The following is a 21,786-nucleotide window of genomic DNA, read 5'->3' on the forward strand; positions in this document are numbered from 1 at the left end:
ATCGATTCAGATATCTGCGAAACCAGGACGGAATAGTTAACCATGACTAATACATTAACGGGGCATACTTCTGGTAAAGTTATGCAAAAATCTATTTTAATTACCGGTTGTTCAAGCGGTATTGGCTTGGCCTGCGCCGGGCGACTGAAAACAGAAGGATTCCGAGTGCTCGCGGCCTGCCGCAAGCCGGAAGATGTTGAGCGGATGAATCAGGCAGGATTTACCGGTATTCTGCTGGACCTGGACTCGGAACAGAGCATCCAACAGGCAGCAGAACAGGTCGTTTCTCTGACCGATAACCAGTTATACGGCCTGTTTAATAACGCCGGATATGGCGTCTATGGCCCGTTAATGACGCTGAGTCGGGAACAGTTTCAGCAGCAATTTTCGACCAACCTTTTTGGTCTCCACCAGCTGACGATGCTGTTATTACCGGCCATGCTACCGCACCGCGAGGGGCGTATTGTCATGACCAGTTCGGTGATGGGCTTAGTGGCGACTCCAGGGCGCGGGGCTTATGCTGCCAGTAAATATGCGCTGGAAGCCTGGTCCGATACGCTTCGTATGGAACTGCACCACTCAGGTATTCAGGTCAGCCTGATTGAACCCGGCCCGATCAGTACCCATTTTACCGCTAACGTTAACCAGACCCAGGCGGATAAACCGGTTCATAACCCCGGTATTGCTGCCCGCTTTACGCTGGGCCCGGATGCGGTTGCCGATAAGGTCTGCCACGCGTTTTCCAGCCCGAAAGCGAAGCTACGTTACCCGGTGACACTAGTAGCTCATGCCTTAAGCTGGCTGCGTCGCCTGTTACCAGCCTGTCTGATGGATAAAATTTTACGCGGATGAGTTGAAGACCCTGCACTCGCCCCCATTAATACCCTAAATACTGAACAGAGAATCGCTTATGTCTACCGAACACATTATCAATATTACTGAAGCGAACCTACATCAAACTCTTGAGCAGTCGACGGTGAAACCGGTCCTGTTCTATTTTTGGTCTGCTCGTAGCCAGCATTGTGAGCAGCTGACGCCGGTACTTGAAAGCTTAGCCGCCCAGTATCAAGGCCAGTTTATTCTTGCCAAACTGGACTGTGACGCCGAGCAGATGATTGCCTCCCAGTTTGGCCTGCGTTCCATACCGACGGTTTATCTGTTCCAGAACGGACAACCGGTAGATGGTTTCCAGGGACCGCAGCCAGAAGAGGCGATTCGCGCCCTGCTCGATAAAGTACTGCCGCGTGAAGAAGAGATTAAAGCGCAGCAAGCGGCAGAGCTGATGGCCGCAGGCAATCATGCTGAAGCCTTACCTTTGCTGAAAGATGCCTGGCAGCTTTCTAATCAGAACAGTGAAATCGGTCTGATGCTGGCAGAAGTACAAATTATCCTCAATCGTAGCGAAGATGCCCAGGCGGTGCTGAAAACCATTCCTCTGCAGGATAGAGATAGCCGCTATCAAGGGCTGCTGGCCCAGATAGAACTGCTGAAACAAGCCGCTGATACACCCGAGATCCAGCTGCTGCAGCAGCAAGTTCAGGATGACCCGGATAATGCCGTGATTGCCAGCCAGCTAGCACTGCAACTGCATCAGGTCGGGCGCAACGAAGAAGCCCTCGAACTGCTGTATACCCATTTACAAAAAGACCTCACGGCTGGAGAAGGTCAGATACGTAAAGTTTTTATGGATATCCTCGCAGCCCTCGGTACCGGGGATGCGCTGGCGTCTAAATATCGTCGCTATATGTACGCTCTGCTGTATTAATCAAGGCGTTTAATCTCCGCCAGATAACAGACTAACGGCCCTTTTCAGGGCCGTTTTATCATCTGCCTTGTAAGGAACTCTATTTAACCGCTTAGCACTATCTCCGGCCCCTGCCATTGCAGTTGGTCTCTTAAATGTTCAGGGACAATAGCAAATAATTTGGCAAAGTTTTTTAACTGCTCATTGTAAAGCATACTTATTTTAGAGTTACCTATAATCATAACTAAAAAAAATCTATCGATATAGTTATATCTTACTGGCCCAAAATAATATTCATCTAAATATATCTAACGAAATTACCGCTGGTCATTTAATTTGAAATGACTCTTTATCAACCTGAGCGTATTAGTACTATACCCTATTGATATTATATTTTTTGATCTTCATCAACGGAATGACATTCCTGCAACAGAACTAAAGTGAAATCATAACGAAAACGAATATCATCAGACATTGAAGTTATAACGAAAGATGACTGTTTTGTTTTTATAGTTGAAATTAAAACAATACAATTTACCTTAGGGTGGATCATTATTCTTATTTATCAAAAATATCGATCTTTAGTTTTAATCTTTTAATTATTAAAAATTTTTAATGGAGAGATGTTTATTTATGCCGTTATAATTTAACGAGATACAAAAATGACAACAGTAAGTTAACACCTGAGATGAACTATTATCTCAGGTGATTTTTCATATTCAATTATAAATTTAACGCCTGTCCAGGAGGCTACTCTATTAATAAAAAACATTTTCCACATCTAAAGATATGAATTTTTAACACTTGTAAAATAAGGGATTGATATGTTTTTAGTAAATTGGCGAATTGGGTTCAGATTAGGTTCTGGTTTTTCTCTATTAATTGTCATGTTATTTATTGTAAGTTTTTTTTCACTGTCGAGACTTTCTGATTTTCAAGGTGATGCCAGAAGTATAGTGACGGATATCTACCCACGTACACAAGACTCCAATGCGCTTATCGATATCGTCAACGCTAACTTTATTTCATATTCACAAATGATACTGGCTAATGGGCAGGAACAGACCCAGCAGTATATGCACGAGATAACAAAGCGCCGTACGGATATGGGTAATCTTCTTGATAAAGTTGAAGAGTACAGTACAGATGAAAGTGCGCGTAAATATCTGGAAGCTATTCGTCAAATACGTTCTGACTTCTTTCTTTCAGGAGAGAAAACAATCAATTTTGTACGGGCAGGACAAAATAATGAAGCAGCGATAGAATTCAACAATAACTTGAGTAGAATCCATCTCCAGTATGTTAATACAGTAAAGGAACTGGTGGATTATCAGGATAATGCGATGGGAACTGCAATCAATACCATGGCGCTGGAGTATAATAATGCCCGGATGATTTTATTAATTATTCTTGCGTTAGCAACAACAGTGAGTGCGTTAATTGCTTATTTGCTCACCCGCAGTGTTATCCAACCAATTCAAAGTGCTTTGCAGCTTGCAGAAAGCGTTGCAAAAGGCGATTTGACCTCACAAATCAAAGTAACCACCACTGATGAAACCGGGTTATTGCTGAAATCTCTTGATAATATGAATACCAGCCTCAGCACTATCGTTGGCCAGGTTCGGGACGGCGCGGATACCATTTCAATTGCAGCCACGCAAATCGCCGCGGGCAACCAGGACTTATCAGCACGTACTGAAGAGCAAGCCAGTTCGCTGGAAGAAACCGCATCCTCAATGGAACAACTGACCGCAACAATTAAAAATACGGCGGATAATACTGTTCAGGCAGCCCATATTGCGAACCAGGCGTCCGAGGCTGCTCAAAAAAGCGGCCAGGTTATGATTTCAGTCACGCAAAAAATGCGCGGGATCCGTGATTCATCCCAGCGGATGGCGGAAATCATTAATGTGATTGATGGTATTTCATTCCAGACCAATATTCTGGCATTGAATGCTGCGGTAGAGGCGGCTCGTGCCGGTGAACAAGGCCGTGGTTTTGCTGTCGTGGCCGGGGAAGTTCGTTCCCTGGCACAGTCCAGTGCCACAGCCGCGCGGGAGATAAAAGACTTAATCGATGATTCGGTTAAAAAGGTTCAGGAGGGGATGTCGCTGGTCAATACCGCCGAAGAAACCATCGACGGGCTTACAGGATATGTTCGTGATGTGAATGACGTGATTAGCGAAATTTCACAAGCCAGTAGAGAACAGAGTGAGGGTATTCACCAGATAAATATCGCTGTCGGGCAGATAGATACGACAACACAACAGAATGCTGCTCTGGTTGAAGAATCTGCTGCCGCCGCATTTTCTTTACAAGCTCAGGCCGCTTCACTGGCCGAAGCAGTCAGTGCATTTAAATTGCTCACTGTAACCGGGCAGCGCGCATCATAATCAGCTGTACGGAATAGATAGCTCATAAACAATCCTGAGTTTATCTATTGCGGAGAAAACGGATGCACATACTTCTCATGATGTTCATCCGTTTTAACTTTCCCAAAGAATAACTGGCCTCCCCGGCTGACACCGAAAATCAATCCACAACCGCTTTTTAACTGGCTTATGTCGCCGGGACAGGGGATGATTGTTTCAGCATCCATATATATCCCGTCATACTTCAAGTGGCTTGGGTAATAGATAAAACAATCAGGAGGTTTTAATGTTAGCCGTCATCCCTATTTTTATTGTTGTGGCACTGATTATCGTCTTTGCTGGCGTAAAAATTGTTCCTCAAGGATTTCAATGGACGGTGGAGCGCTTTGGCCGTTATACCAAAACGCTGATGCCGGGCTTAAACCTGGTGGTGCCGTTTATGGATCGCGTGGGCCGCAAAATTAATATGATGGAACAGGTGCTCGATATTCCTTCCCAGGAAGTTATCTCGAAAGATAACGCCAACGTTGCCATTGATGCCGTCTGCTTCATTCAGGTTATCGATGCGCCAAGAGCAGCTTATGAAGTGAGTAACCTTGAACTGGCTATCATTAACCTGACGATGACCAATATTCGTACCGTTCTGGGTTCCATGGAGCTGGATGAAATGCTCTCCCAGCGTGACAATATCAACACCCGTCTGCTGCATATCGTTGATGAAGCAACCAACCCATGGGGGATTAAAATCACCCGTATCGAAATTCGTGATGTGCGCCCACCAGCAGAACTGATTGATGCGATGAATGCTCAGATGAAAGCAGAGCGTACAAAACGTGCCTATATTCTGGAAGCGGAAGGTATTCGTCAGGCAGAAATTGTGAAAGCCGAAGGGGAAAAACAGTCGAAGATCCTGAAAGCGGAAGGTGAACGTCAGTCGGCATTTTTACAAGCAGAGGCCCGTGAGCGTAGTGCGGAAGCAGAAGCTCGGGCAACGCAGATGGTTTCCGAGGCGATTGCCAAAGGAGATATTCAGGCAATTAACTACTTCGTGGCCCAGAAATATACCGATGCACTGCAACAAATTGGTTCTGCCAATAACAGTAAAGTGGTGATGATGCCGCTGGATGCCACTAGCCTGATGGGCTCTATTGCCGGGGTCAGTGAGTTGCTGAGTCAAAGCCAGATTGAGCGTAAAAAATGATGAGTTACCTTCTTGCCCAACCACATACTTTCTGGCTGGCGCTGGGAGGCATATTGCTGGCGGCAGAGATGCTCGGCACTTCGGGTTATCTCTTATGGAGTGGTATAGCCTCGGTTGCGACCGGTCTGTTAGTCTGGGTATTACCCCTGGGCTGGGAAGCCCAGGGCGTCTGCTTCGCCATTCTGACGCTGGTCGCGGTTTTTCTCTGGTGGCGCTGGCTGAGCAGTCGTAAACAACCGCCACAAACTGAAGTTCTCAATCAACGCGGACAACAGTTAGTGGGGCGCAGGTTACGGCTGGAGTCCGCCCTGGTCAATGGTCGTGGCAATATCCGTATCGGCGACAGCAGCTGGCCGGTGGTGGCAGACACGGACCTGCCTGCTGACAGCGAAGTCATTGTCGTGGCCGTAGACGGTATTATGCTAAAAATTCGCGCTAGCTAGTTTTTTTATGTTCACAGCCTGCCAGGTTATCAATAATCGGGCAGGCTGCACTGTCATCTCCCGGGCAAGCTTGTGTCAGCGCCAGTAACTGCTGGTGCATCTCCTGTAGCGCCTGAATATGTTGTTCTATTTCCGCCACCTTATGTAGCGTCCTCGCCTTCACATCCGCACTGTGCCGCGTCGGGTCATTAAACAGATTCAGCAGCTCCTGACACTCTTCCAGATTAAAACCAACCTGACGCGCTTTGCGTAAGAAGGTCAGCTCATCCAGTTGTTTCTGGCCATAGGTTCGGTAGCCGTTATCCGCCCGGTAAGCCGCGGTGACCAGCCCTTTTTGTTCGTAAAAACGAATCGCTTTGCTGGTAAGCCCGGTTTTTTTGGCAACATCGCTAATATTCATTTTTTTCTCCTTGACCTTGACCTTACTGGAAGGTTTAACCTTTACTACAGTTAGCTGAAGTTTGAATCGTGGTCAATACTTCCTTTTAGTTTCCAACCGGAGTTTGAATATGTCACAGATAATTGATTTGAATCTTGATGGCCTGACCTGCGGCCATTGCGTTAAACGTGTGAAAGAGAGCCTGGAAAAGCGTGATGATGTTGAACAAGCGGAAGTCACGCAAACCCATGCCCGAGTCACCGGGAGTGCAACGCCAGAAGCACTGATCGAGACCGTGAAAGAAGCGGGTTATGAAGCCGAGGTGGCAAGCCACCCAAAGGCTGATCCGCTGACAGAATCGTCAACTCCGTCGGAAGCCCTGACAGCGGATAGTTCTTCCCTTCCGGCAAGCAATAATGAAGATGACAGCCAGCAATTACTGATTGGTGGTATGAGCTGCGCCAGCTGCGTCTCCCGGGTACAAAATGCCTTGCAAAAGGTTCCGGGAGTCAGCCAGGCACGGGTTAATCTGGCAGAACGCAGCGCGCTGGTGATGGGCACTGCGAGCGCTGAATCGCTGGTACAGGCAGTTTCCAGTGCTGGCTATAGCGCAGAAGTGATTGATGATGAGCAGGAGCGTCGCGAGCGTCAGCAAGAGACGGCTAATGCCGCAGTGAAACGTTTTCGCTGGCAGGCTATCGTCGCTCTGCTGGTAGGCGGGCCGGTGATGGTGTGGGGAATGCTCGGAGACAATATGATGCTCTCCGCCAGTAACCACAATATCTGGCTGACGATTGGTATTCTGACCTTGGCGGTGATGATCTTCGCCGGAGGTCATTTCTATCGCAGCGCCTGGCGCAGCCTGATGAATGGCACAGCCACTATGGATACCTTAGTGGCGCTGGGAACCGGGGCTGCCTGGCTCTACTCAATAACCGTCAATCTCTGGCCACAATATTTCCCGATGGAAGCCCGGCATCTTTACTACGAGGCCAGTGCCATGATTATCGGCCTGATCAACCTCGGTCATATGCTGGAACAGCGTGCCCGCCAGCGGTCGTCAAAAGCACTGGAACGCTTGCTTGATTTAACACCGCCGACAGCACGCGTCGTCAGTGATGAAGGAGAAAAAGTCCTTCCGCTGGCTGAAGTTACCGCCGGGATGATACTGCGTTTGACCACCGGCGATCGGGTTCCGGTAGACGGTAAAATAACTCAGGGTGAAGGCTGGTTTGACGAGGCAATGCTGACCGGTGAGCCGGTTCCGTTGCAGAAAGCGCAAGGGGACAGGATCCATGCCGGAACCGTCGTTCAGGACGGTAGTGTCCTGTTTGAGGCTACCGCAACCGGAAATCGCACCACGCTGTCACGTATTATTCGTATGGTGCGTCAGGCACAAAGCAGTAAACCTGAAATCGGTCAGCTGGCAGATAAAATCTCAGCCATCTTTGTTCCGGTTGTGGTACTGATTGCGCTATTTAGTGCCGCTATCTGGTACTTCTTTGGCCCGGCACCGCAAATTGTCTATACCCTGGTTGTTGCCACCACGGTACTGATTATTGCTTGTCCTTGTGCTCTGGGCCTGGCAACACCGATGTCGATTATTTCAGGCGTAGGTCGAGCAGCAGAGTTTGGCGTACTGGTGAGGGACGCTGATGCCCTGCAACGTGCCAGCACGCTGGACACTATCGTCTTTGATAAAACCGGTACGCTGACCGAAGGCAAACCTCAGGTTGTGGCGGTGAAAACGGCATCGGAGGTGGATGAGACTCAGGCTTTACGGCTGGCCGCTGCGCTCGAACAAGGATCCAGCCATCCGCTGGCGCGGGCTATTATCGAAAAAGCGGCTCAGGCTCAGTTACCAGAAGTAAGTGCATTCCGTACGCTCAGAGGTCTGGGGGTCAGCGGTGATGTTCAGGGGCACAGTCTGTTACTGGGTAATAAAGCCCTGATGACGGACCTGGGCATTGATACGCTTGCATTTGATGACAGTATTGAGGAGTACGGTCATCAGGGAACGACACCGGTATTGCTGGCGATAGACGGAAAACCGGCAGCGTTGTTTGCTATCCGGGATCCTTTGCGTAGCGACAGCGTCACGGCTTTGCAACGGCTGCACCGTCAGGGCTACCGTCTGGTGATGTTAACCGGTGACAACCCGATTACCGCCAATGCGATTGCCAAAGAGGCGGGGATCGATGAGGTGATTGCTGGCGTACTGCCAGACGGAAAGTCGGCGGTCATTAAAGAACTCCAGCAAAAAGGACATCGGGTTGCCATGGTCGGCGATGGTATTAATGATGCTCCGGCGCTGGCTCAGGCTGATGTAGGTATGGCGATGGGCGGCGGGAGTGATGTGGCGATTGAAACCGCCGGGATAACCTTAATGCGTCATAGCCTGACCGGCGTTGCTGATGCGCTGGCTATCTCCAAGGCGACCCTGGGTAATATGAAGCAAAACTTACTCGGCGCCTTTGTCTATAACTCACTGGGGATACCTATTGCTGCCGGAGTACTTTATCCATTAACCGGCACTTTGCTGAATCCCGTGGTTGCCGGGGCCGCTATGGCGCTCTCATCGATTACGGTCGTCAGTAATGCTAACCGGTTGCTACGTTTTAAACCAAAAGACTAAGTAGTACAGATACCCCGGAGACAGATTTAACACTGTTTCCGGGGTAGGTTATTATCGAGATAGTCTGAAAGATGGCAGATTCAAAGGGAGGTATTTGCACCATTCGAGGCGCGATAGTAGCATGGGTTTTTGCCGGGAATTTGCGACATGGGTTTATTTCAACGTCTTAGCTCAATATTTTCTCACCTGACTGCTACTGCATACCCATGGCCGGCCGTTGATGTTCGCCTGCCGGGTCAGCAATATTTGCATTTAGTCGGCAGTATCCATATGGGAACTCAGGATATGGCTCCCCTCCCCGCGCGTTTACTGAAAAAACTGCAACAGGCAGATGCCCTGATTGTAGAAGCCGATATCAGTGTCAGCGGCTCGCCATTTACCGAGGTAACACCCGAAGCCCCACTCGAAACACGCCTGACGCAGGAACATTATCAACAGATTATGGACCTGTGTTCTGAGTTTTCTATTTCCCCCTCCCTAATTGATACCGTCCCGATGTGGCAAGTGGCCTTAATTCTGCAAGCTCACCAGGCCCAGAAGCTGGGGCTGCGTGCAAATTATGGTATCGACTATCAGTTGCTGGAAGCCGCACGTAAGAACGATATTGCCATACAGGAACTGGAAGGAACCCAAAATCAGGTTGAGTTATTAACCACCCTGCCCAACGGCGGCATGACGCTGCTTAACGATACCCTGCTTCACTGGCACACCAACGCACGCATGCTGCAGATTATGATTAGCTGGTGGTTATCAACCACAACACCTAAAGACGACACCTGCCTTCCGGATACCTTCAGCGATGAACTGCATGATATTCTTATCGCGCAACGTAACCAGCAATGGTGTACCTTTTTGCAGCAGTTGCCGCCAGGCCATTACGTGGTCGCGGTCGGGGCGTTACATCTTTTTGGCGAAGGTAATGTGCCCTCATTATTAAAAGCTCAAAAATTTTAACATCAATAATAAGAAGGAAACTATGACACCAGCAGTAAAACTCCTCGAAAAAAAGGGTATTGCATTTACTCTCCATGCCTATGATCACGACCCTCAGGAAACTAACTTTGGTGATGAGGTGGTGCGTAAACTCGGCCTCAATGCAGAACAGGTCTATAAAACACTGTTAGTGGCCATTAACGGGGATATGAAAACCCTGGCCGTGGCGGTGACACCCGTCGCCGGGTTACTGGACTTAAAGAAAGTCGCTAAAGCTTTGGGGGCGAAAAAAGTCGAGATGGCGGACCCAATGATAGCCCAGCGTATTACAGGATATCTGGTCGGGGGAATCAGCCCGTTAGGACAGAAAAAAAGCCTGCCAACGGTAATCGATGCCTCTGCACAAGAGTTTGCCAGCATCTTCATTTCCGGCGGCAAGCGTGGACTGGATATCGAAATAGCAGCGAGCGATCTGGCAAAGCTGCTGACCGCGCAGTTTGCCGATATCGCTCGCCGCGACTAACTTATTTCTGCCAGCTAACCTCACCTTTTGGCTGGTAGTGCTCACTATCCAGCGGTGAGTTTTTCTCTATATATTCTTTCAGAACCTCGGCATCAACAAAACCGGTATTCACATAACCCGGTTTTCCTTCAATTACAGGATAGCCATCCCCGCCAGTACCATTAAAGTTCAGGGTAGCCATACGGTAGGTTTTTGCCGGATCGATGGGTTTTCCGTTGATTTTTAAATCCTGCAATTTGCCGTCTTTAGACACAAAGCTGACATTAGAGAACTGCGGATAAGCGCCAGAGTCAGGGGTTTTCTGAGCAACCGCGGTCAGATAATCAACCACCTCTTTACCGTTCATATCGATATACACCACGGTATTACCAAAAGGCTGTACTTTCAGCACATCTTTATAGGTAATTTCGCCTGGCTCAATAGAATCACGCACACCGCCACCGCTCATCACGGCAAAGTCAGCATTGGTACGCGCCATTTGTGCCGCAAGAAGCAAACGTCCCATATTAGTCTGTACAAAACGGACTTTACTGCGGTCACCTTCAAAATGACCGTTGGTGCTACCGACAACACCTTTCAGAGCCGCTTCGCCTTTATCCTGGAAGGGAGTCAGCAGGCTCAGCATTTTTTTATCTTCAGGAATAGCCGTGGTGTAAAGTACGCGCTCACTTTTACCGCTCGCATCGGTCACTTTATGTTTCAGGTTAACCGGCAGTAGCTGATAATTAACCAGCTTCATTTCGCCATTGCGGAATTCATAGTCAGCGCGTCCGACATATTTACCCCACTCATGCGCCTGAACAATCCATGTCCCGTTCTGACGATCCGGAGTACAAGCGGTACCCGGAACATAATCAGCTTGTTTTTGATTGTCCGACGCCATGCAAACTGGATTTTGTGAGTGACCACCCACAATCATCGTCAAAGCTCCCTCTGGCAGGCTGCGAGCCATTTCTACATCACCAGGTGCATTAGAGCCATGATTGCCGTTGTCATAATGCCCCATATGCGTGGCGGCAATAATCACATCCGGTTTTTCTGTTTTCTTCAGTTCTTCAATCAGCTTGCCAGCTTCTGCCGCAGGAGCACGAAATTCAATATCAGTGAAAAATGCCGGGTTACCAATTTTAGCCGTGTCATCGGTCGTCAGGCCAATCACCGCAATTTTCACCCCTTGTGGATCAAACATGGCATAAGGTTTAAACAGACGCTCACCGGTACTTTTTTGGTAAATGTTGGCCGACAGTAAAGGAAAGTTAGCCCACTTTTCCTGCTGACGCAGAACACTCATCGGCTTATCGAACTCATGGTTACCAATCGCCATCGCGTCATAACCGATCATGCTCATACCGCGGAAATCCGGTTCTGCATCCTGTAAATCTGACTCAGGCACGCCGGTATTGATATCTCCGCCTGAGAGTAACAACACGCTGCCGCCTTTCTCTGCGACTTCTTTACGCACGTTATCGACCAAGGTTTTCTGTGCCGACAGACCATATTCACCATTTTCATTCTGCCAGAAGCGACCGTGATGATCGTTAGTGTGGAGAATAGTGATGTTATAGGTTTTATCCTTTTCCCATGCTAATGCCTGGATACTGGTCAAACTCAGTGCCGCCAGCAGTGCAATAGCTACCTTTTTCTTTATTAAGGACATCGAAATCTCTCCCGGATTAACGTTACGATAATAAGTATTAGCTGTAAAAACATGAGTCAACGCACTATATCCCGGCAAGCTAGTTATCGTCGCGGCAATTTATTGAGATTTATGGCACAAAGCGCGGTTTATGATAGATTTTTCTATAACAGCAGTATTTTATTACCCCTGAATGAACAGGCATACATTTCCTGTCAGACTGACTCCCTCTACTACTGATAACAGATCCCTCCAGGTCACCCATTGCTCTCTGATCCCCTCCCAGATATAACCATGCTAATTATGTGACTTTATTCAATGAGCGAGCGCGGGTATGTTAGAGGGGTAGTGGGTGATAAATCGCCTTCTCTTATATCTAACCTTAATCCTTCGTGTGACCTCCAGCTCAGACTCAGGCGATACGAAAGGTGATGGCATAATAATTAATATTGATGGATCCTTAATGGCAAGCTCTGACAACACACTTCCGGGGACTACCTCGGCACAAAAAAAATCACGTACCGCCTTTGGTATACTGGGGGCTATCAGCTTTTCGCATTTGCTGAACGATATGATTCAGTCCCTGATTCTGGCTATCTATCCGCTGCTTCAGTCTGAATTTTCTCTTTCATTTATGCAGATAGGTTTGATTACCCTGACCTTCCAGCTCACATCCTCTTTATTCCAGCCGCTGGTGGGCCACTATACGGATAAGCATCCACTCCCCTGGTCACTCCCTATTGGAATGTGCTTTACCCTCAGTGGATTGATTCTTCTGGCGGTGGCAGGAAGCTTCGCGGCCGTATTACTGGCGGCAGCTTTAGTGGGAACCGGATCATCTATCTTCCACCCTGAATCCTCGAGAGTCGCACGCATGGCATCCGGAGGACGTCACGGACTGGCTCAGTCCATTTTCCAGGTGGGGGGTAATTTTGGTAGTTCGCTGGGACCATTACTGGCAGCCCTGATTATTGCCCCTTACGGACAGGGTAATGTCGCCTGGTTTGGTCTTGCGGCATTACTGGCTATTGTCGTGCTATTACAAATCAGCCGCTGGTATGCAGCTCAGCATCGTATTGCTAAAAGCAGCCCTCCGGTCACTGTTGTCGGTCCACTTCCGCGTAATAAAGTGATACTGGCAATCTCTATTCTGCTGATTCTTATCTTCTCCAAGTACTTCTATATGGCGAGTATCAGTAGTTACTATACTTTCTATTTAATCGATAAATTTGGGTTATCGATACAAAACGCCCAAATCCACCTGTTTGCATTTTTATTCGCCGTTGCGGCAGGGACCATGATCGGTGGGCCTGTTGGTGACAAAATCGGCAGAAAATATGTTATTTGGGGTTCAATTCTGGGTGTTGCCCCATTCACCTTATTATTACCTTACGCATCTCTCTACTGGACCGGGGTGCTAACCGTCATTATTGGCTTTATTCTGGCATCCGCATTTTCGGCTATTCTGGTCTATGCACAGGAACTACTCCCTGGACGTATCGGTATGGTTTCAGGACTCTTTTTTGGTTTTGCTTTTGGTATGGGTGGGCTGGGTGCTGCCGTATTGGGTGTAGTAGCTGACCATACCAGCATTGAATTAGTCTATAAAATTTGTGCATTTCTGCCATTGCTGGGAATTGTCACTATATTCCTGCCCAATATCCGGCAAAAAGCCTAAAGCCACCTGGCCAAAGCACTGCTTTGGCCACGCTTTTCACCCCCGCGATACTCTAATTTCTCTTGTTATAACTATCCGAAACGCCAATCAGAGTCTTTTTCTTCTCGAAAAGTGTTTTTTTTCAAATTTGTTCAATTTTTCATAAACGCTTTGGGCTAAATTGTCATAAACTATCATTAAGAATTTTGGACCACCTGCCGAACCAAAAGGAGACGGAATGCATCACGCTACACCGCTTATCACCACCATTGTTGGTGGACTAGTGCTTGCTTTTATATTGGGTATGATCGCTAACAAACTCCGCATATCTCCGTTGGTCGGTTATCTATTAGCTGGCGTATTGGCCGGCCCGTTTACACCGGGCTTTGTTGCTGATACCAAACTTGCCCCTGAACTCGCAGAATTAGGGGTTATTCTGCTGATGTTTGGCGTTGGCCTGCATTTTTCACTAAAAGACCTTATGGCGGTAAAGGCCATTGCTATTCCCGGTGCTATTGCGCAGATAACAGTCGCAACACTACTGGGAATAGCACTCTCCGCAATGATGGGTTGGTCACTGATGACCGGCATCGTATTTGGCCTGTGTTTATCAACCGCCAGTACCGTGGTACTGCTCAGGGCACTTGAAGAACGACAATTAATAGAAAGTCAGCGAGGGCAAATAGCCATTGGCTGGTTGATTGTTGAAGACTTAGTGATGGTGCTGACCCTGGTTCTGTTACCCGCTGTCGCCAATATGCTGGAAAAAGGTGATGTTGGATTTGTCAGTCTCAGTCTGGATATGGCGATTACTATTGGTAAGGTCGCCGCATTTATCGCACTCATGATGCTGGTAGGACGTCGTCTGGTCCCGTGGATTCTGGCACGCAGCGCAGCTACAGGATCACGTGAGCTATTTACCCTCTCAGTGCTGGCTATGGCTCTGGGAATAGCCTTCGGTGCCGTTGAGCTGTTTGATGTCTCCTTTGCTCTGGGTGCATTCTTTGCAGGCATGGTGCTTAACGAGTCTGAGCTAAGCCACCGTGCAGCACACGACACCTTACCGCTACGCGATGCATTTGCGGTATTGTTCTTCGTTTCCGTTGGTATGCTGTTCGACCCATTGATTCTGATTCAGGAACCGCTGGCAGTCCTGGGTACTCTGGTTATCATTATCTTTGGTAAATCTCTGGCGGCGTTTTTCCTGGTACGTATGTTTGGTCACTCGCAACGCACTGCCTTAACCATCGCAACCAGCCTGGCGCAAATCGGTGAGTTCGCCTTTATTCTTGCCGGTCTGGGTATGGTGCTGGGTCTGCTACCGCAAACCGGGCAAAATCTGGTTCTGGCGGGTGCTATTCTCTCAATCATGCTGAACCCAATTCTGTTTGCTATCCTCGAACGTTACCTGGATAAAACCGAAACGCTGGACGAGCAGACCTTTGAAGAAGCTATTGAAGATGAAAAACAGATCCCCGTGGATATCTGTAACCATGCCGTTCTCGTCGGTTTTGGTCGCGTAGGTCGCTTACTGGGTGAAAAACTGATTGCTCAAGGTACGCCTGTGGTAGTGATTGAAATGTCACGTACCCGCGTTGATGAACTTCGTGAGAGAGGTATTAACGCGGTGCTGGGTAACGCAGCCAGTGAAGAAATCATGAATCTGGCGCACCTGGACTGTGCCCGCTGGTTATTACTGACGATTCCGAATGGTTATGAAGCGGGTGAGATTGTGACCTGTGCACGTGAGAAGTGCCCGGATATCGAAATCATCGCCAGAGCGCATTATGACGATGAGGTGGACTATATAACGGAGCGTGGTGCTAACCATGTGGTCATGGGTGAGCGTGAGATAGCGACAACCATGCTGGGCATGCTGCCAAAACCGCTGCCACAGGAACAGCCTATGGCATCCTGATACAGGCATATACCCAAAATAATTCGAGTTGCTTGTAGGCGCCAAGTTCAGCCCGCCGATGAGCATAGACAAACTATGTGATTCTGCGGGCTGGGCGTAGGCAACACCCAAGCAACTTGAAGTATGACGGGTATAAAAAAAGGCGGGTCAGTTATGCTGACCCGCCTTTTTTATTTAGCGATCCCAGTAAGCCTCTTCCAGGCTATCTTCCCGCTCTGGCAGCCCGCGCATTAATCTTGGCGAATGCTGATTAAGCACCTGATAGCTGACCCGGTTGGCATATTTGCAGACCTGAGCCAGGGAAGAGTAAGTCAACCAGTTATGCTGGTGCTTACTTGAGTTAGGCACGTTATTACGATGGTAGTTATTGGCCGTAATATCATGTAGCAGTGCGGCCAGCGCACCGTCTCCAGCCCCGTTAGTATTCATTATCTTCTCAGGCCCGCCCATATAAGGAGCAATGTGCGAGTAAACGCGCAGCGGTTCCTGGCAATCTTTCAAACGTTTAGCGCGGCTGAATTCATACTGATTAAATTCTGCAATCACACCGGGTAATAAAGGGTGCTGAGTATTACGTTTGGTACTCTCCTCGGTATAACCCGCCATATACAGCCCTGCCGGACCTGCGGTACAAAGCACCAAATCAACCCAGTCCAGCGCTTTATCGGAAGCTTTCAGAGGATCGCTCTCACCGGTGAGCGCCTCTCCTTCTTCTTCATTCATTGCCAGAATAGAAATATTCTCGCTCAAGAAGCTTTGCCACCACTCCGGATTTTCAGCAATCACATATTTTGTGCCAAGAGTCAGGACGACCGGAACATCATGCTTTTTCGCAAGACTAATCGCTCGCATCGTCGCTTCGGCCATTGGCTCGCCCGGTTTACAGCGTACCAGATAGGATGTAAGCACTAACGCCGAAGCCCCGGCTATAACCTCTTCAGGAATGCTGTCAGCACGCAGCTGATTCATATGTCCGGGACTGATAGCAAATGTCCGCTCTCCCTGTTCAGTTATCAGCGTGAAACAACGCCCTATCGCTCCAGAGACACCCTGAAGATAATTGAGGTCGGTACGGCTGGAGGTGTTACATAGATAGCGGTAGGCATAACTGCCGATTTCAACATTACTGCACATGACGCCCAGTAATACCGATCGATCATCAGCCAGAACGGAATAGTTATGCATAGTATTACCGATGGTTCCACCGGCAAACTGATGGGTTATTAGATTATTACGGGTCAGCTCCTGATACAGAGCCTCAGCAACATCGTCTTCAATGACCAGCGAATGCCCCAGACTGAGTCCATAGCGCTGAATAAAGTCATCGTCTACTTTTGCTTCAATATCAACCAGGGTCTGGTCAATACCGACAACCCAGGAGGTACTATTCTCAGCCTCAGACTGAACTTGTTTCAGTAACGGATCGCGGGCGCTTACCGGGAAATAATGTTTGGACTTTCGTTTACCGGGAAATTTCATGATGTCGTGTTACGCTTACCAATAAGACGGAGAATGGTAGCACTCTCCGTCCCAGGATCCTATTTAACGAAAGCGTTCTGTCAGCGCTATCATCATTTTTATATGCTCAGGGGAATCATTTAAGGCAGGAATATATTCATACTTCATACCACCCGCCTCAATAAACACCTCGCGATTCTCTACCATCATCTCTTCAAGCGTTTCCAGGCAATCGGCGGAGAATCCCGGGCACATCACCTGAATATGTTTCACGCCCTTTTCTGCCAGCATTTTGAGTGTTTCATCGGTATAGGGCATCAGCCAGGGCTCGCGACCAAAACGCGACTGATAACTCATCATCAGTTTCTCTGGTGGCAGCCCAAGATGATTCAGCAAAGCATGGGTAGTATCACGGCAACGCTGAGGATAGTCGTCCCCTTCGTCTGCAAAGCGCTGAGGAATACCATGGTAAGAAAGCAGCAAGATATCAGGCTCGCCGTGTTCAGCAAAAGAGCGTCTGACCGAGCTTGCCAGAGCCTCTATATAGGCAGGCTCTGTGGCATAGTCACGAATAAAGGAGATAGACGGCAGACTACGTGAGTCCGCAAAAATACGGCCCAGTGCGTCCCAGACCGCAGCAACCGTTGAGCAGGAGTATTGAGGATATAAGGGGAGTACGATGATATGGTTCACATGATGCGTCAGCAGCTCATCAACAGCACTCTTTAACGAGGGTTCACCGTAGCTCATTCCCAATACTACAGGGGTATCAGGCAGTTGTTCAGCCAGTGCTTTTCTCTGACGCTGACTGTAAACCAGTAACGGGGAGCCTTCATCCATCCAGATGGACTGATAGAGTTTTGAGACGCGACCGGAACGCAGAGGCAGAATAACGCCTCGCAGCAGCGGCCACCACAGAATACGTGGAACATCAACCACTCGACGATCGCTGAGAAACTGACATAAGTAACGTCTGACAGCGGGTGCAGTTGGCGCACTGGGCGTCCCCAGATTAGCCAGTAAGATACCTATTTTTTCCTGACTCATTATCATCCCTCATTATTCAATTGCTTTGATTGTAACGTAAATGGTCGTTTTACCCAGCAATTACAGCAAAAGACGAATTTCGGGCAAAAAAATACCAGAGTCGCCTCTGGTATTTTTATTCTCGTAAACTTAACCGAGGATTGTTTCCAGTTCTGCACGAACCGCATCAACCGTTTGTGTACCGTCAATTTTCGCGTACCGGGTATTGCCAGCCTGCGCTTCTTGCTGATAGTAACCAATCAAAGGCGCAGTCAGCTGATGATACTCAACCAGACGCTTACGCACGGTTTCTTCCTGATCGTCTTTACGAGTAGTCAGTTCTTCGCCAGTAACATCATCCACGCCGTCAGTCTTCGGTGGATTATGCTTGATATGATAGACACGACCGGATCCCGGATGAACACGGCGACCAACAATACGATCGACGATCAGATCGTCTGGCACATCGAATTCAAGCACGAAATCAACGTTAATACCGGCTTCTTTCATCGCATCTGCTTGCGGAATAGTACGTGGGAAACCATCCAGCAAGAAACCGTTACGGCAATCTTCCTGCGCAATGCGTTCTTTCACCAGAGCAATAACCAGTTCATCCGTTACCAGTTTGCCTGCATCCATGATGCCTTTGGCAATAATACCCAGTTCTGAACCAGATTTGACCGCGGCACGCAACATATCACCGGTAGAAATTTGCGGAATCCCGTATTTCCCCATAATGAATTGAGCCTGAGTCCCTTTACCTGCACCCGGAGCACCGAGCAGAATAATACGCATTGCGTAATTCCCCATACGTTTAAATATTTACACCCGTCATGCAGCAAACTGCCAGGGGATTACCTGAGTTTAAGCGCACTTAATCACATAGTTGGTCTATGTTCATCGGCGTTTTTGGCTCTGAGCCCGGAAGCAATTTGAATTATTCAGGGTAAAGATAAAATTAGAAGCGAAAACCATACCACTAAAGGCGGTATCATCACAAGAAAGGCAGCGTCTGACGGCGGGTTTAGATCCATTCATCTCTGCTGAATCGTCGTCTCTGGTCGATTATTCCTCTCCCTGGCGGGAGAGGAATAAAAAAAGATTACGAAACCAGCAGCTGGTTCATACGGCGAATGAACTGGTTCGGGTCTTCCAGTTGTCCGCGCTCGGCCAGCAGAGCCTGATCCATCAGTAACTCAACCCACTCACCAAATGTGGCGTCGTCCTGAGTATCGGCAGCACGCTTCACTAACGGATGGTCCGGGTTCAGCTCAAAGATATACTTCACTTCCGGAACAGCCTGACCTGCCGCCGCAAACAGTTTCGCCATCTGGGTACTCATGTCGTTACTGTCGGTGGTCACAATCGCCGGGGTATCGGTCAGACGGTGCGTAAGGCGAACCTCTTTCACGCGCTCACCCAGCAGGGTTTTAACGCGGTCAACAAACGGCTCCAGCGCTTTCTCAGCTTCTTTCGCCTGCTCGGTTTCTTCGTCAGCCAGTTTTTCCAGTGATTCGTCGGTTTTGCTCACTGACTGGAAGGATTTACCATCGAACTCGGTCAGGTAGCTCATCATCCACTCATCGATACGATCGGAAAGCAGCAGAACTTCGATACCTTTCTTACGCAGCAATTCCAGATGCGGGCTGCTCTTCGCCGCGGCGTAGCTGTCTGCGGTGATGTAGTAGATCTTTTCCTGACCTTCTTTCATGCGCGCGACGTATTCTGGCAGCGATACGGTTTGCTCTGAAGAATCGGTATGCGTGGTAGCGAAACGCAACAGTTTAGCAATCGCTTCCTGGTTAGCGTTATCTTCAGCAGGCCCTTCTTTCAGTACCAGACCGAAGCTCTTCCAGAACGTCTGGTATTTATCATTGTCTTCTTTAGCCAGTCTCTCCAGCATCTGCAATACACGTTTGGTTAACGCGCTGCGCAGATTTTGCGTCACACGACTGTCTTGTAAAATTTCACGCGAGACGTTAAGCGGCAGATCGTTAGAATCTATTAACCCGCGAACAAAACGCAGGTAATTTGGCATAAACTGTTCTGCGTCATCCATGATAAATACGCGCTGTACATACAGTTTCAGACCATGTTTATGGTCGCGATTCCACATATCAAAAGGTGCCTGGGACGGGATATATAACAGGCTGGTATATTCCTGTTTCCCTTCCACACGGTTATGGCTCCAGATCAGTGAATCGCTGTAGTCGTGGGAAATATGTTTGTAGAACTCCTGGTACTCTTCATCGCTGATGTCTGACTTAGTCCGGGTCCACAAAGCTTGTGCTTTGTTAATTTTTTCCCAGCTCACCACGGTTTCGCCGTCGTTTTCTTCCTGGTGTTCAATTTCTACCGGCAGAGCAATATGGTCTGAGTATTTGCTGATGATAGAACGGACGCGCCAGTCGTCGAGGAACTCATCTTCACCTTCACGCAAGTGTAAGGTAATTTCCGTTCCACGGTCAGCTTTGGTGATATCAGCGACGGTATAATCACCCTCACCCGCAGATTCCCAGAATACACCTTCTTCCGCGCTGGCACCTGCTGCACGGGTACGTACAGTCACTTTATCAGCCACGATAAAAGCAGAGTAGAATCCTACCCCGAACTGGCCAATCAGCTGGCTATCTTTAGCCTGATCTGAGCCCATCGACTCAAGGAATGACTTGGTACCTGATTTGGCGATGGTGCCCAGATGATCAATAACTTCATCGCGGGTCATCCCGATGCCGTTATCAGCGATAGTCAGGGTGCGCTGCTCTTTATTGAAAGAAACGCGAACATGTAGCTCACCTTCTCCTTCATACAGGCTGGTATCTGACAATGCACGGAAACGTAATTTATCTGCCGCATCGGAGGCGTTGGAGATCAGTTCACGCAGGAAGATTTCTTTATTTGAATAAAGAGAGTGGATCATCAGGTGCAGAAGTTGTTTTACTTCAGACTGGAAGCCGCGAGTCTCTTGTCCTTTCATGGTCATTGATACCTCAACAAAATCAAATGGGGTGTAGTACGAACGTTGAGGGAGATATGGTAACGATTTGTGCTTTTTCAAGCCGCCGGCAACAAAAATCCTCTGATATTCATGCCAAACGATGAAACAAACGTCTTTTAGACCCTCACTATAAGCGGATGAATAATGAGGGACTTAATGACCAGGAGACTAAAACTGAATTTTACGACGCCCCAACAGAGAGTGCGAAAGCGTGGTGCCATCAACCATTTCCAGTTCGCCGCCCACCGGGACGCCGTGAGCAATGCGACTCGCTTCAACCCCGTGATGCGAACATAATTCGGCAATATAATGTGCCGTTGCCTCACCTTCTACGGTCGGGTTGGTGGCCAGAATAATCTCTTTAATATTCTCACTTTCCAGGCGCTCTTCAAGACGCCCCAGGCCAATATCATTTGGCCCGATACCATCAAGCGGTGACAAATGCCCCATCAGAACAAAATAACGCCCGGAGAATTGTCCGGTCTGCTCAATCGCGTGAATATCTGCGGGAGTTTCCACCACACAAATCTGACCATTTTCCTGGCGACGAGGGTTTGCACAAATAGTGCAGACTTCTTGCTCCGTAAAGGTTCTGCAGTCGGCACAATGACCAATTTCTGACATCGCACGTGTCAGCGCTTGTGCCAGGCGCATGCCGCCGCTGCGGTCGCGTTGTAATAAGGTAAAAGCCATACGCTGAGCGGATTTAGGCCCGACGCCAGGCAGGCAACGTAACGATTCCATCAAGGCTGTAAGTAACGGGCTGGTTTGCATGGTTCAACTATCTAAAAACAAAGTGGCCTCTAGCGTATCATCTGCTTCGCAGCCTTAGCAAAAGATTAACCGGATTTCCTCCTCGCACA

Annotated in this window: 18 protein-coding genes; 10 read left to right on the top strand and 8 right to left on the bottom strand. The window is 48.6% G+C overall.

Annotation, left to right across the window (positions count from 1 at the left end; translation table 11 throughout):
* The first annotated feature begins 42 nt into the window (after positions 1-42).
* The 3 genes from M2387_RS12055 to M2387_RS12065 all read left to right on the top strand — a co-directional run bounded on the left by M2387_RS12055 (position 43) and on the right by M2387_RS12065 (position 4,137).
* On the top strand, positions 43-852 hold the full coding sequence (locus M2387_RS12055; protein ID WP_259049540.1) for an SDR family oxidoreductase: 810 nt from the start codon (positions 43-45) through the stop codon (positions 850-852).
* A 58-nt stretch (positions 853-910) separates the two neighbouring features.
* On the top strand, positions 911-1,765 hold the full coding sequence (locus M2387_RS12060) for a co-chaperone YbbN (RefSeq protein ID WP_259049542.1): 855 nt from the start codon (positions 911-913) through the stop codon (positions 1,763-1,765).
* An 803-nt stretch (positions 1,766-2,568) separates the two neighbouring features.
* A complete protein-coding gene (locus tag M2387_RS12065) occupies positions 2,569-4,137 on the top strand; it encodes a methyl-accepting chemotaxis protein (RefSeq protein ID WP_259049544.1) in 1,569 nt (522 codons plus the stop codon).
* A 44-nt stretch (positions 4,138-4,181) separates the two neighbouring features.
* On the opposite strand, the gene M2387_RS12070 is transcribed toward M2387_RS12065, so the two are convergent.
* Positions 4,182-4,343, bottom strand: a complete 162-nt coding sequence (locus tag M2387_RS12070; RefSeq protein ID WP_259049546.1) for a hypothetical protein — start codon at positions 4,341-4,343, stop codon at positions 4,182-4,184.
* A 59-nt stretch (positions 4,344-4,402) separates the two neighbouring features.
* On the opposite strand from M2387_RS12070, the gene M2387_RS12075 reads away from it, so the two are divergent.
* Both M2387_RS12075 and M2387_RS12080 read left to right on the top strand, forming a co-directional pair.
* Complete coding sequence (locus tag M2387_RS12075) at positions 4,403-5,317, top strand: SPFH domain-containing protein (protein WP_259049548.1); 915 nt, start codon at positions 4,403-4,405, stop codon at positions 5,315-5,317.
* A complete protein-coding gene (locus tag M2387_RS12080; protein ID WP_259049550.1) occupies positions 5,314-5,760 on the top strand; it encodes an NfeD family protein in 447 nt (148 codons plus the stop codon). Before M2387_RS12075 ends, M2387_RS12080 begins: the two co-directional genes overlap by 4 nt.
* Here the strand turns inward: M2387_RS12080 and cueR are convergent.
* Positions 5,753-6,160 carry a Cu(I)-responsive transcriptional regulator gene (gene cueR, locus M2387_RS12085; RefSeq protein WP_259049552.1) on the bottom strand — a complete coding sequence of 136 codons (408 nt, stop codon included), beginning with the start codon at positions 6,158-6,160 and terminating at the stop codon, positions 5,753-5,755. The two genes, M2387_RS12080 and cueR, sit on opposite strands and share 8 nt — an antisense overlap.
* A gap of 109 nt (positions 6,161-6,269) precedes the next feature.
* Between cueR and copA the strand changes: the two genes are divergently transcribed.
* The 3 genes from copA (at position 6,270) to ybaK (ending at position 10,230) form a co-directional block, all read left to right on the top strand.
* Positions 6,270-8,774 (top strand): copper-exporting P-type ATPase CopA, encoded by a 2,505-nt coding sequence (gene copA, locus M2387_RS12090; RefSeq protein ID WP_259049553.1) that lies wholly within the window; start codon positions 6,270-6,272, stop codon positions 8,772-8,774.
* A gap of 147 nt (positions 8,775-8,921) precedes the next feature.
* Positions 8,922-9,728, top strand: coding sequence for a TraB/GumN family protein (locus M2387_RS12095; RefSeq protein ID WP_259049554.1), 807 nt, complete (start codon positions 8,922-8,924; stop codon positions 9,726-9,728).
* Positions 9,729-9,750: 22 nt separating this feature from the next.
* A complete protein-coding gene (gene ybaK, locus M2387_RS12100) occupies positions 9,751-10,230 on the top strand; it encodes a Cys-tRNA(Pro)/Cys-tRNA(Cys) deacylase YbaK (RefSeq protein ID WP_259049556.1) in 480 nt (159 codons plus the stop codon).
* A 1-nt stretch (position 10,231) separates the two neighbouring features.
* On the opposite strand, the gene ushA is transcribed toward ybaK, so the two are convergent.
* Complete coding sequence (ushA, locus tag M2387_RS12105; RefSeq protein WP_259049559.1) at positions 10,232-11,887, bottom strand: bifunctional UDP-sugar hydrolase/5'-nucleotidase UshA; 1,656 nt, start codon at positions 11,885-11,887, stop codon at positions 10,232-10,234.
* A gap of 442 nt (positions 11,888-12,329) precedes the next feature.
* Between ushA and M2387_RS12110 the strand changes: the two genes are divergently transcribed.
* The gene (locus M2387_RS12110; protein WP_259049561.1) at positions 12,330-13,544 is read left to right on the top strand and encodes an MFS transporter; all 1,215 of its coding nucleotides are present in this window, start codon (positions 12,330-12,332) and stop codon (positions 13,542-13,544) included.
* A 217-nt stretch (positions 13,545-13,761) separates the two neighbouring features.
* Positions 13,762-15,441 carry a YbaL family putative K(+) efflux transporter gene (ybaL, locus tag M2387_RS12115; RefSeq protein ID WP_259049562.1) on the top strand — a complete coding sequence of 560 codons (1,680 nt, stop codon included), beginning with the start codon at positions 13,762-13,764 and terminating at the stop codon, positions 15,439-15,441.
* 174 nt (positions 15,442-15,615) lie between these two features.
* On the opposite strand, the gene M2387_RS12120 is transcribed toward ybaL, so the two are convergent.
* From M2387_RS12120 to recR, 5 genes are all read right to left on the bottom strand, one after another.
* The gene (locus M2387_RS12120) at positions 15,616-16,920 is read right to left on the bottom strand and encodes an inosine/guanosine kinase (RefSeq protein ID WP_259049564.1); all 1,305 of its coding nucleotides are present in this window, start codon (positions 16,918-16,920) and stop codon (positions 15,616-15,618) included.
* Positions 16,921-16,983: 63 nt separating this feature from the next.
* Entirely contained in the window at positions 16,984-17,946 is a 963-nt protein-coding gene (gene hemH / locus M2387_RS12125) for a ferrochelatase (protein WP_259049566.1), read from the bottom strand.
* Positions 17,947-18,075: 129 nt separating this feature from the next.
* Positions 18,076-18,720, bottom strand: coding sequence for an adenylate kinase (adk, locus tag M2387_RS12130; RefSeq protein ID WP_259049568.1), 645 nt, complete (start codon positions 18,718-18,720; stop codon positions 18,076-18,078).
* A 307-nt stretch (positions 18,721-19,027) separates the two neighbouring features.
* Positions 19,028-20,902: a molecular chaperone HtpG gene (htpG, locus tag M2387_RS12135; protein WP_259049570.1), complete on the bottom strand. Its 1,875-nt coding sequence runs from the start codon at positions 20,900-20,902 to the stop codon at positions 19,028-19,030.
* Between the two features lie 189 nt (positions 20,903-21,091).
* A complete protein-coding gene (gene recR / locus M2387_RS12140) occupies positions 21,092-21,697 on the bottom strand; it encodes a recombination mediator RecR (RefSeq protein WP_259049572.1) in 606 nt (201 codons plus the stop codon).
* Positions 21,698-21,786 lie beyond the last annotated feature (89 nt).

Origin of the sequence: Klebsiella sp. BIGb0407, assembly GCF_024807845.1 — a bacterium.
GTDB lineage: Bacteria > Pseudomonadota > Gammaproteobacteria > Enterobacterales > Enterobacteriaceae > JGM124.

Bases quoted from the DNA above. Each gene is read 5' to 3' on its own strand.
- M2387_RS12055 (WP_259049540.1), top strand. From the start codon at position 43: ATGACTAATACATTAACGGGGCATACTTCTGGTAAAGTTATGCAAAAA.
- M2387_RS12060 (WP_259049542.1), top strand. From the start codon at position 911: ATGTCTACCGAACACATTATCAATATTACTGAAGCGAACCTACATCAA.
- M2387_RS12065 (WP_259049544.1), top strand. From the start codon at position 2,569: ATGTTTTTAGTAAATTGGCGAATTGGGTTCAGATTAGGTTCTGGTTTT.
- M2387_RS12070 (WP_259049546.1), bottom strand. From the start codon at position 4,343: ATGGATGCTGAAACAATCATCCCCTGTCCCGGCGACATAAGCCAGTTA.
- M2387_RS12075 (WP_259049548.1), top strand. From the start codon at position 4,403: ATGTTAGCCGTCATCCCTATTTTTATTGTTGTGGCACTGATTATCGTC.
- M2387_RS12080 (WP_259049550.1), top strand. From the start codon at position 5,314: ATGATGAGTTACCTTCTTGCCCAACCACATACTTTCTGGCTGGCGCTG.
- cueR (WP_259049552.1), bottom strand. From the start codon at position 6,160: ATGAATATTAGCGATGTTGCCAAAAAAACCGGGCTTACCAGCAAAGCG.
- copA (WP_259049553.1), top strand. From the start codon at position 6,270: ATGTCACAGATAATTGATTTGAATCTTGATGGCCTGACCTGCGGCCAT.
- M2387_RS12095 (WP_259049554.1), top strand. From the start codon at position 8,922: ATGGGTTTATTTCAACGTCTTAGCTCAATATTTTCTCACCTGACTGCT.
- ybaK (WP_259049556.1), top strand. From the start codon at position 9,751: ATGACACCAGCAGTAAAACTCCTCGAAAAAAAGGGTATTGCATTTACT.
- ushA (WP_259049559.1), bottom strand. From the start codon at position 11,887: ATGTCCTTAATAAAGAAAAAGGTAGCTATTGCACTGCTGGCGGCACTG.
- M2387_RS12110 (WP_259049561.1), top strand. From the start codon at position 12,330: ATGGCAAGCTCTGACAACACACTTCCGGGGACTACCTCGGCACAAAAA.
- ybaL (WP_259049562.1), top strand. From the start codon at position 13,762: ATGCATCACGCTACACCGCTTATCACCACCATTGTTGGTGGACTAGTG.
- M2387_RS12120 (WP_259049564.1), bottom strand. From the start codon at position 16,920: ATGAAATTTCCCGGTAAACGAAAGTCCAAACATTATTTCCCGGTAAGC.
- hemH (WP_259049566.1), bottom strand. From the start codon at position 17,946: ATGAGTCAGGAAAAAATAGGTATCTTACTGGCTAATCTGGGGACGCCC.
- adk (WP_259049568.1), bottom strand. From the start codon at position 18,720: ATGCGTATTATTCTGCTCGGTGCTCCGGGTGCAGGTAAAGGGACTCAG.
- htpG (WP_259049570.1), bottom strand. From the start codon at position 20,902: ATGAAAGGACAAGAGACTCGCGGCTTCCAGTCTGAAGTAAAACAACTT.
- recR (WP_259049572.1), bottom strand. From the start codon at position 21,697: ATGCAAACCAGCCCGTTACTTACAGCCTTGATGGAATCGTTACGTTGC.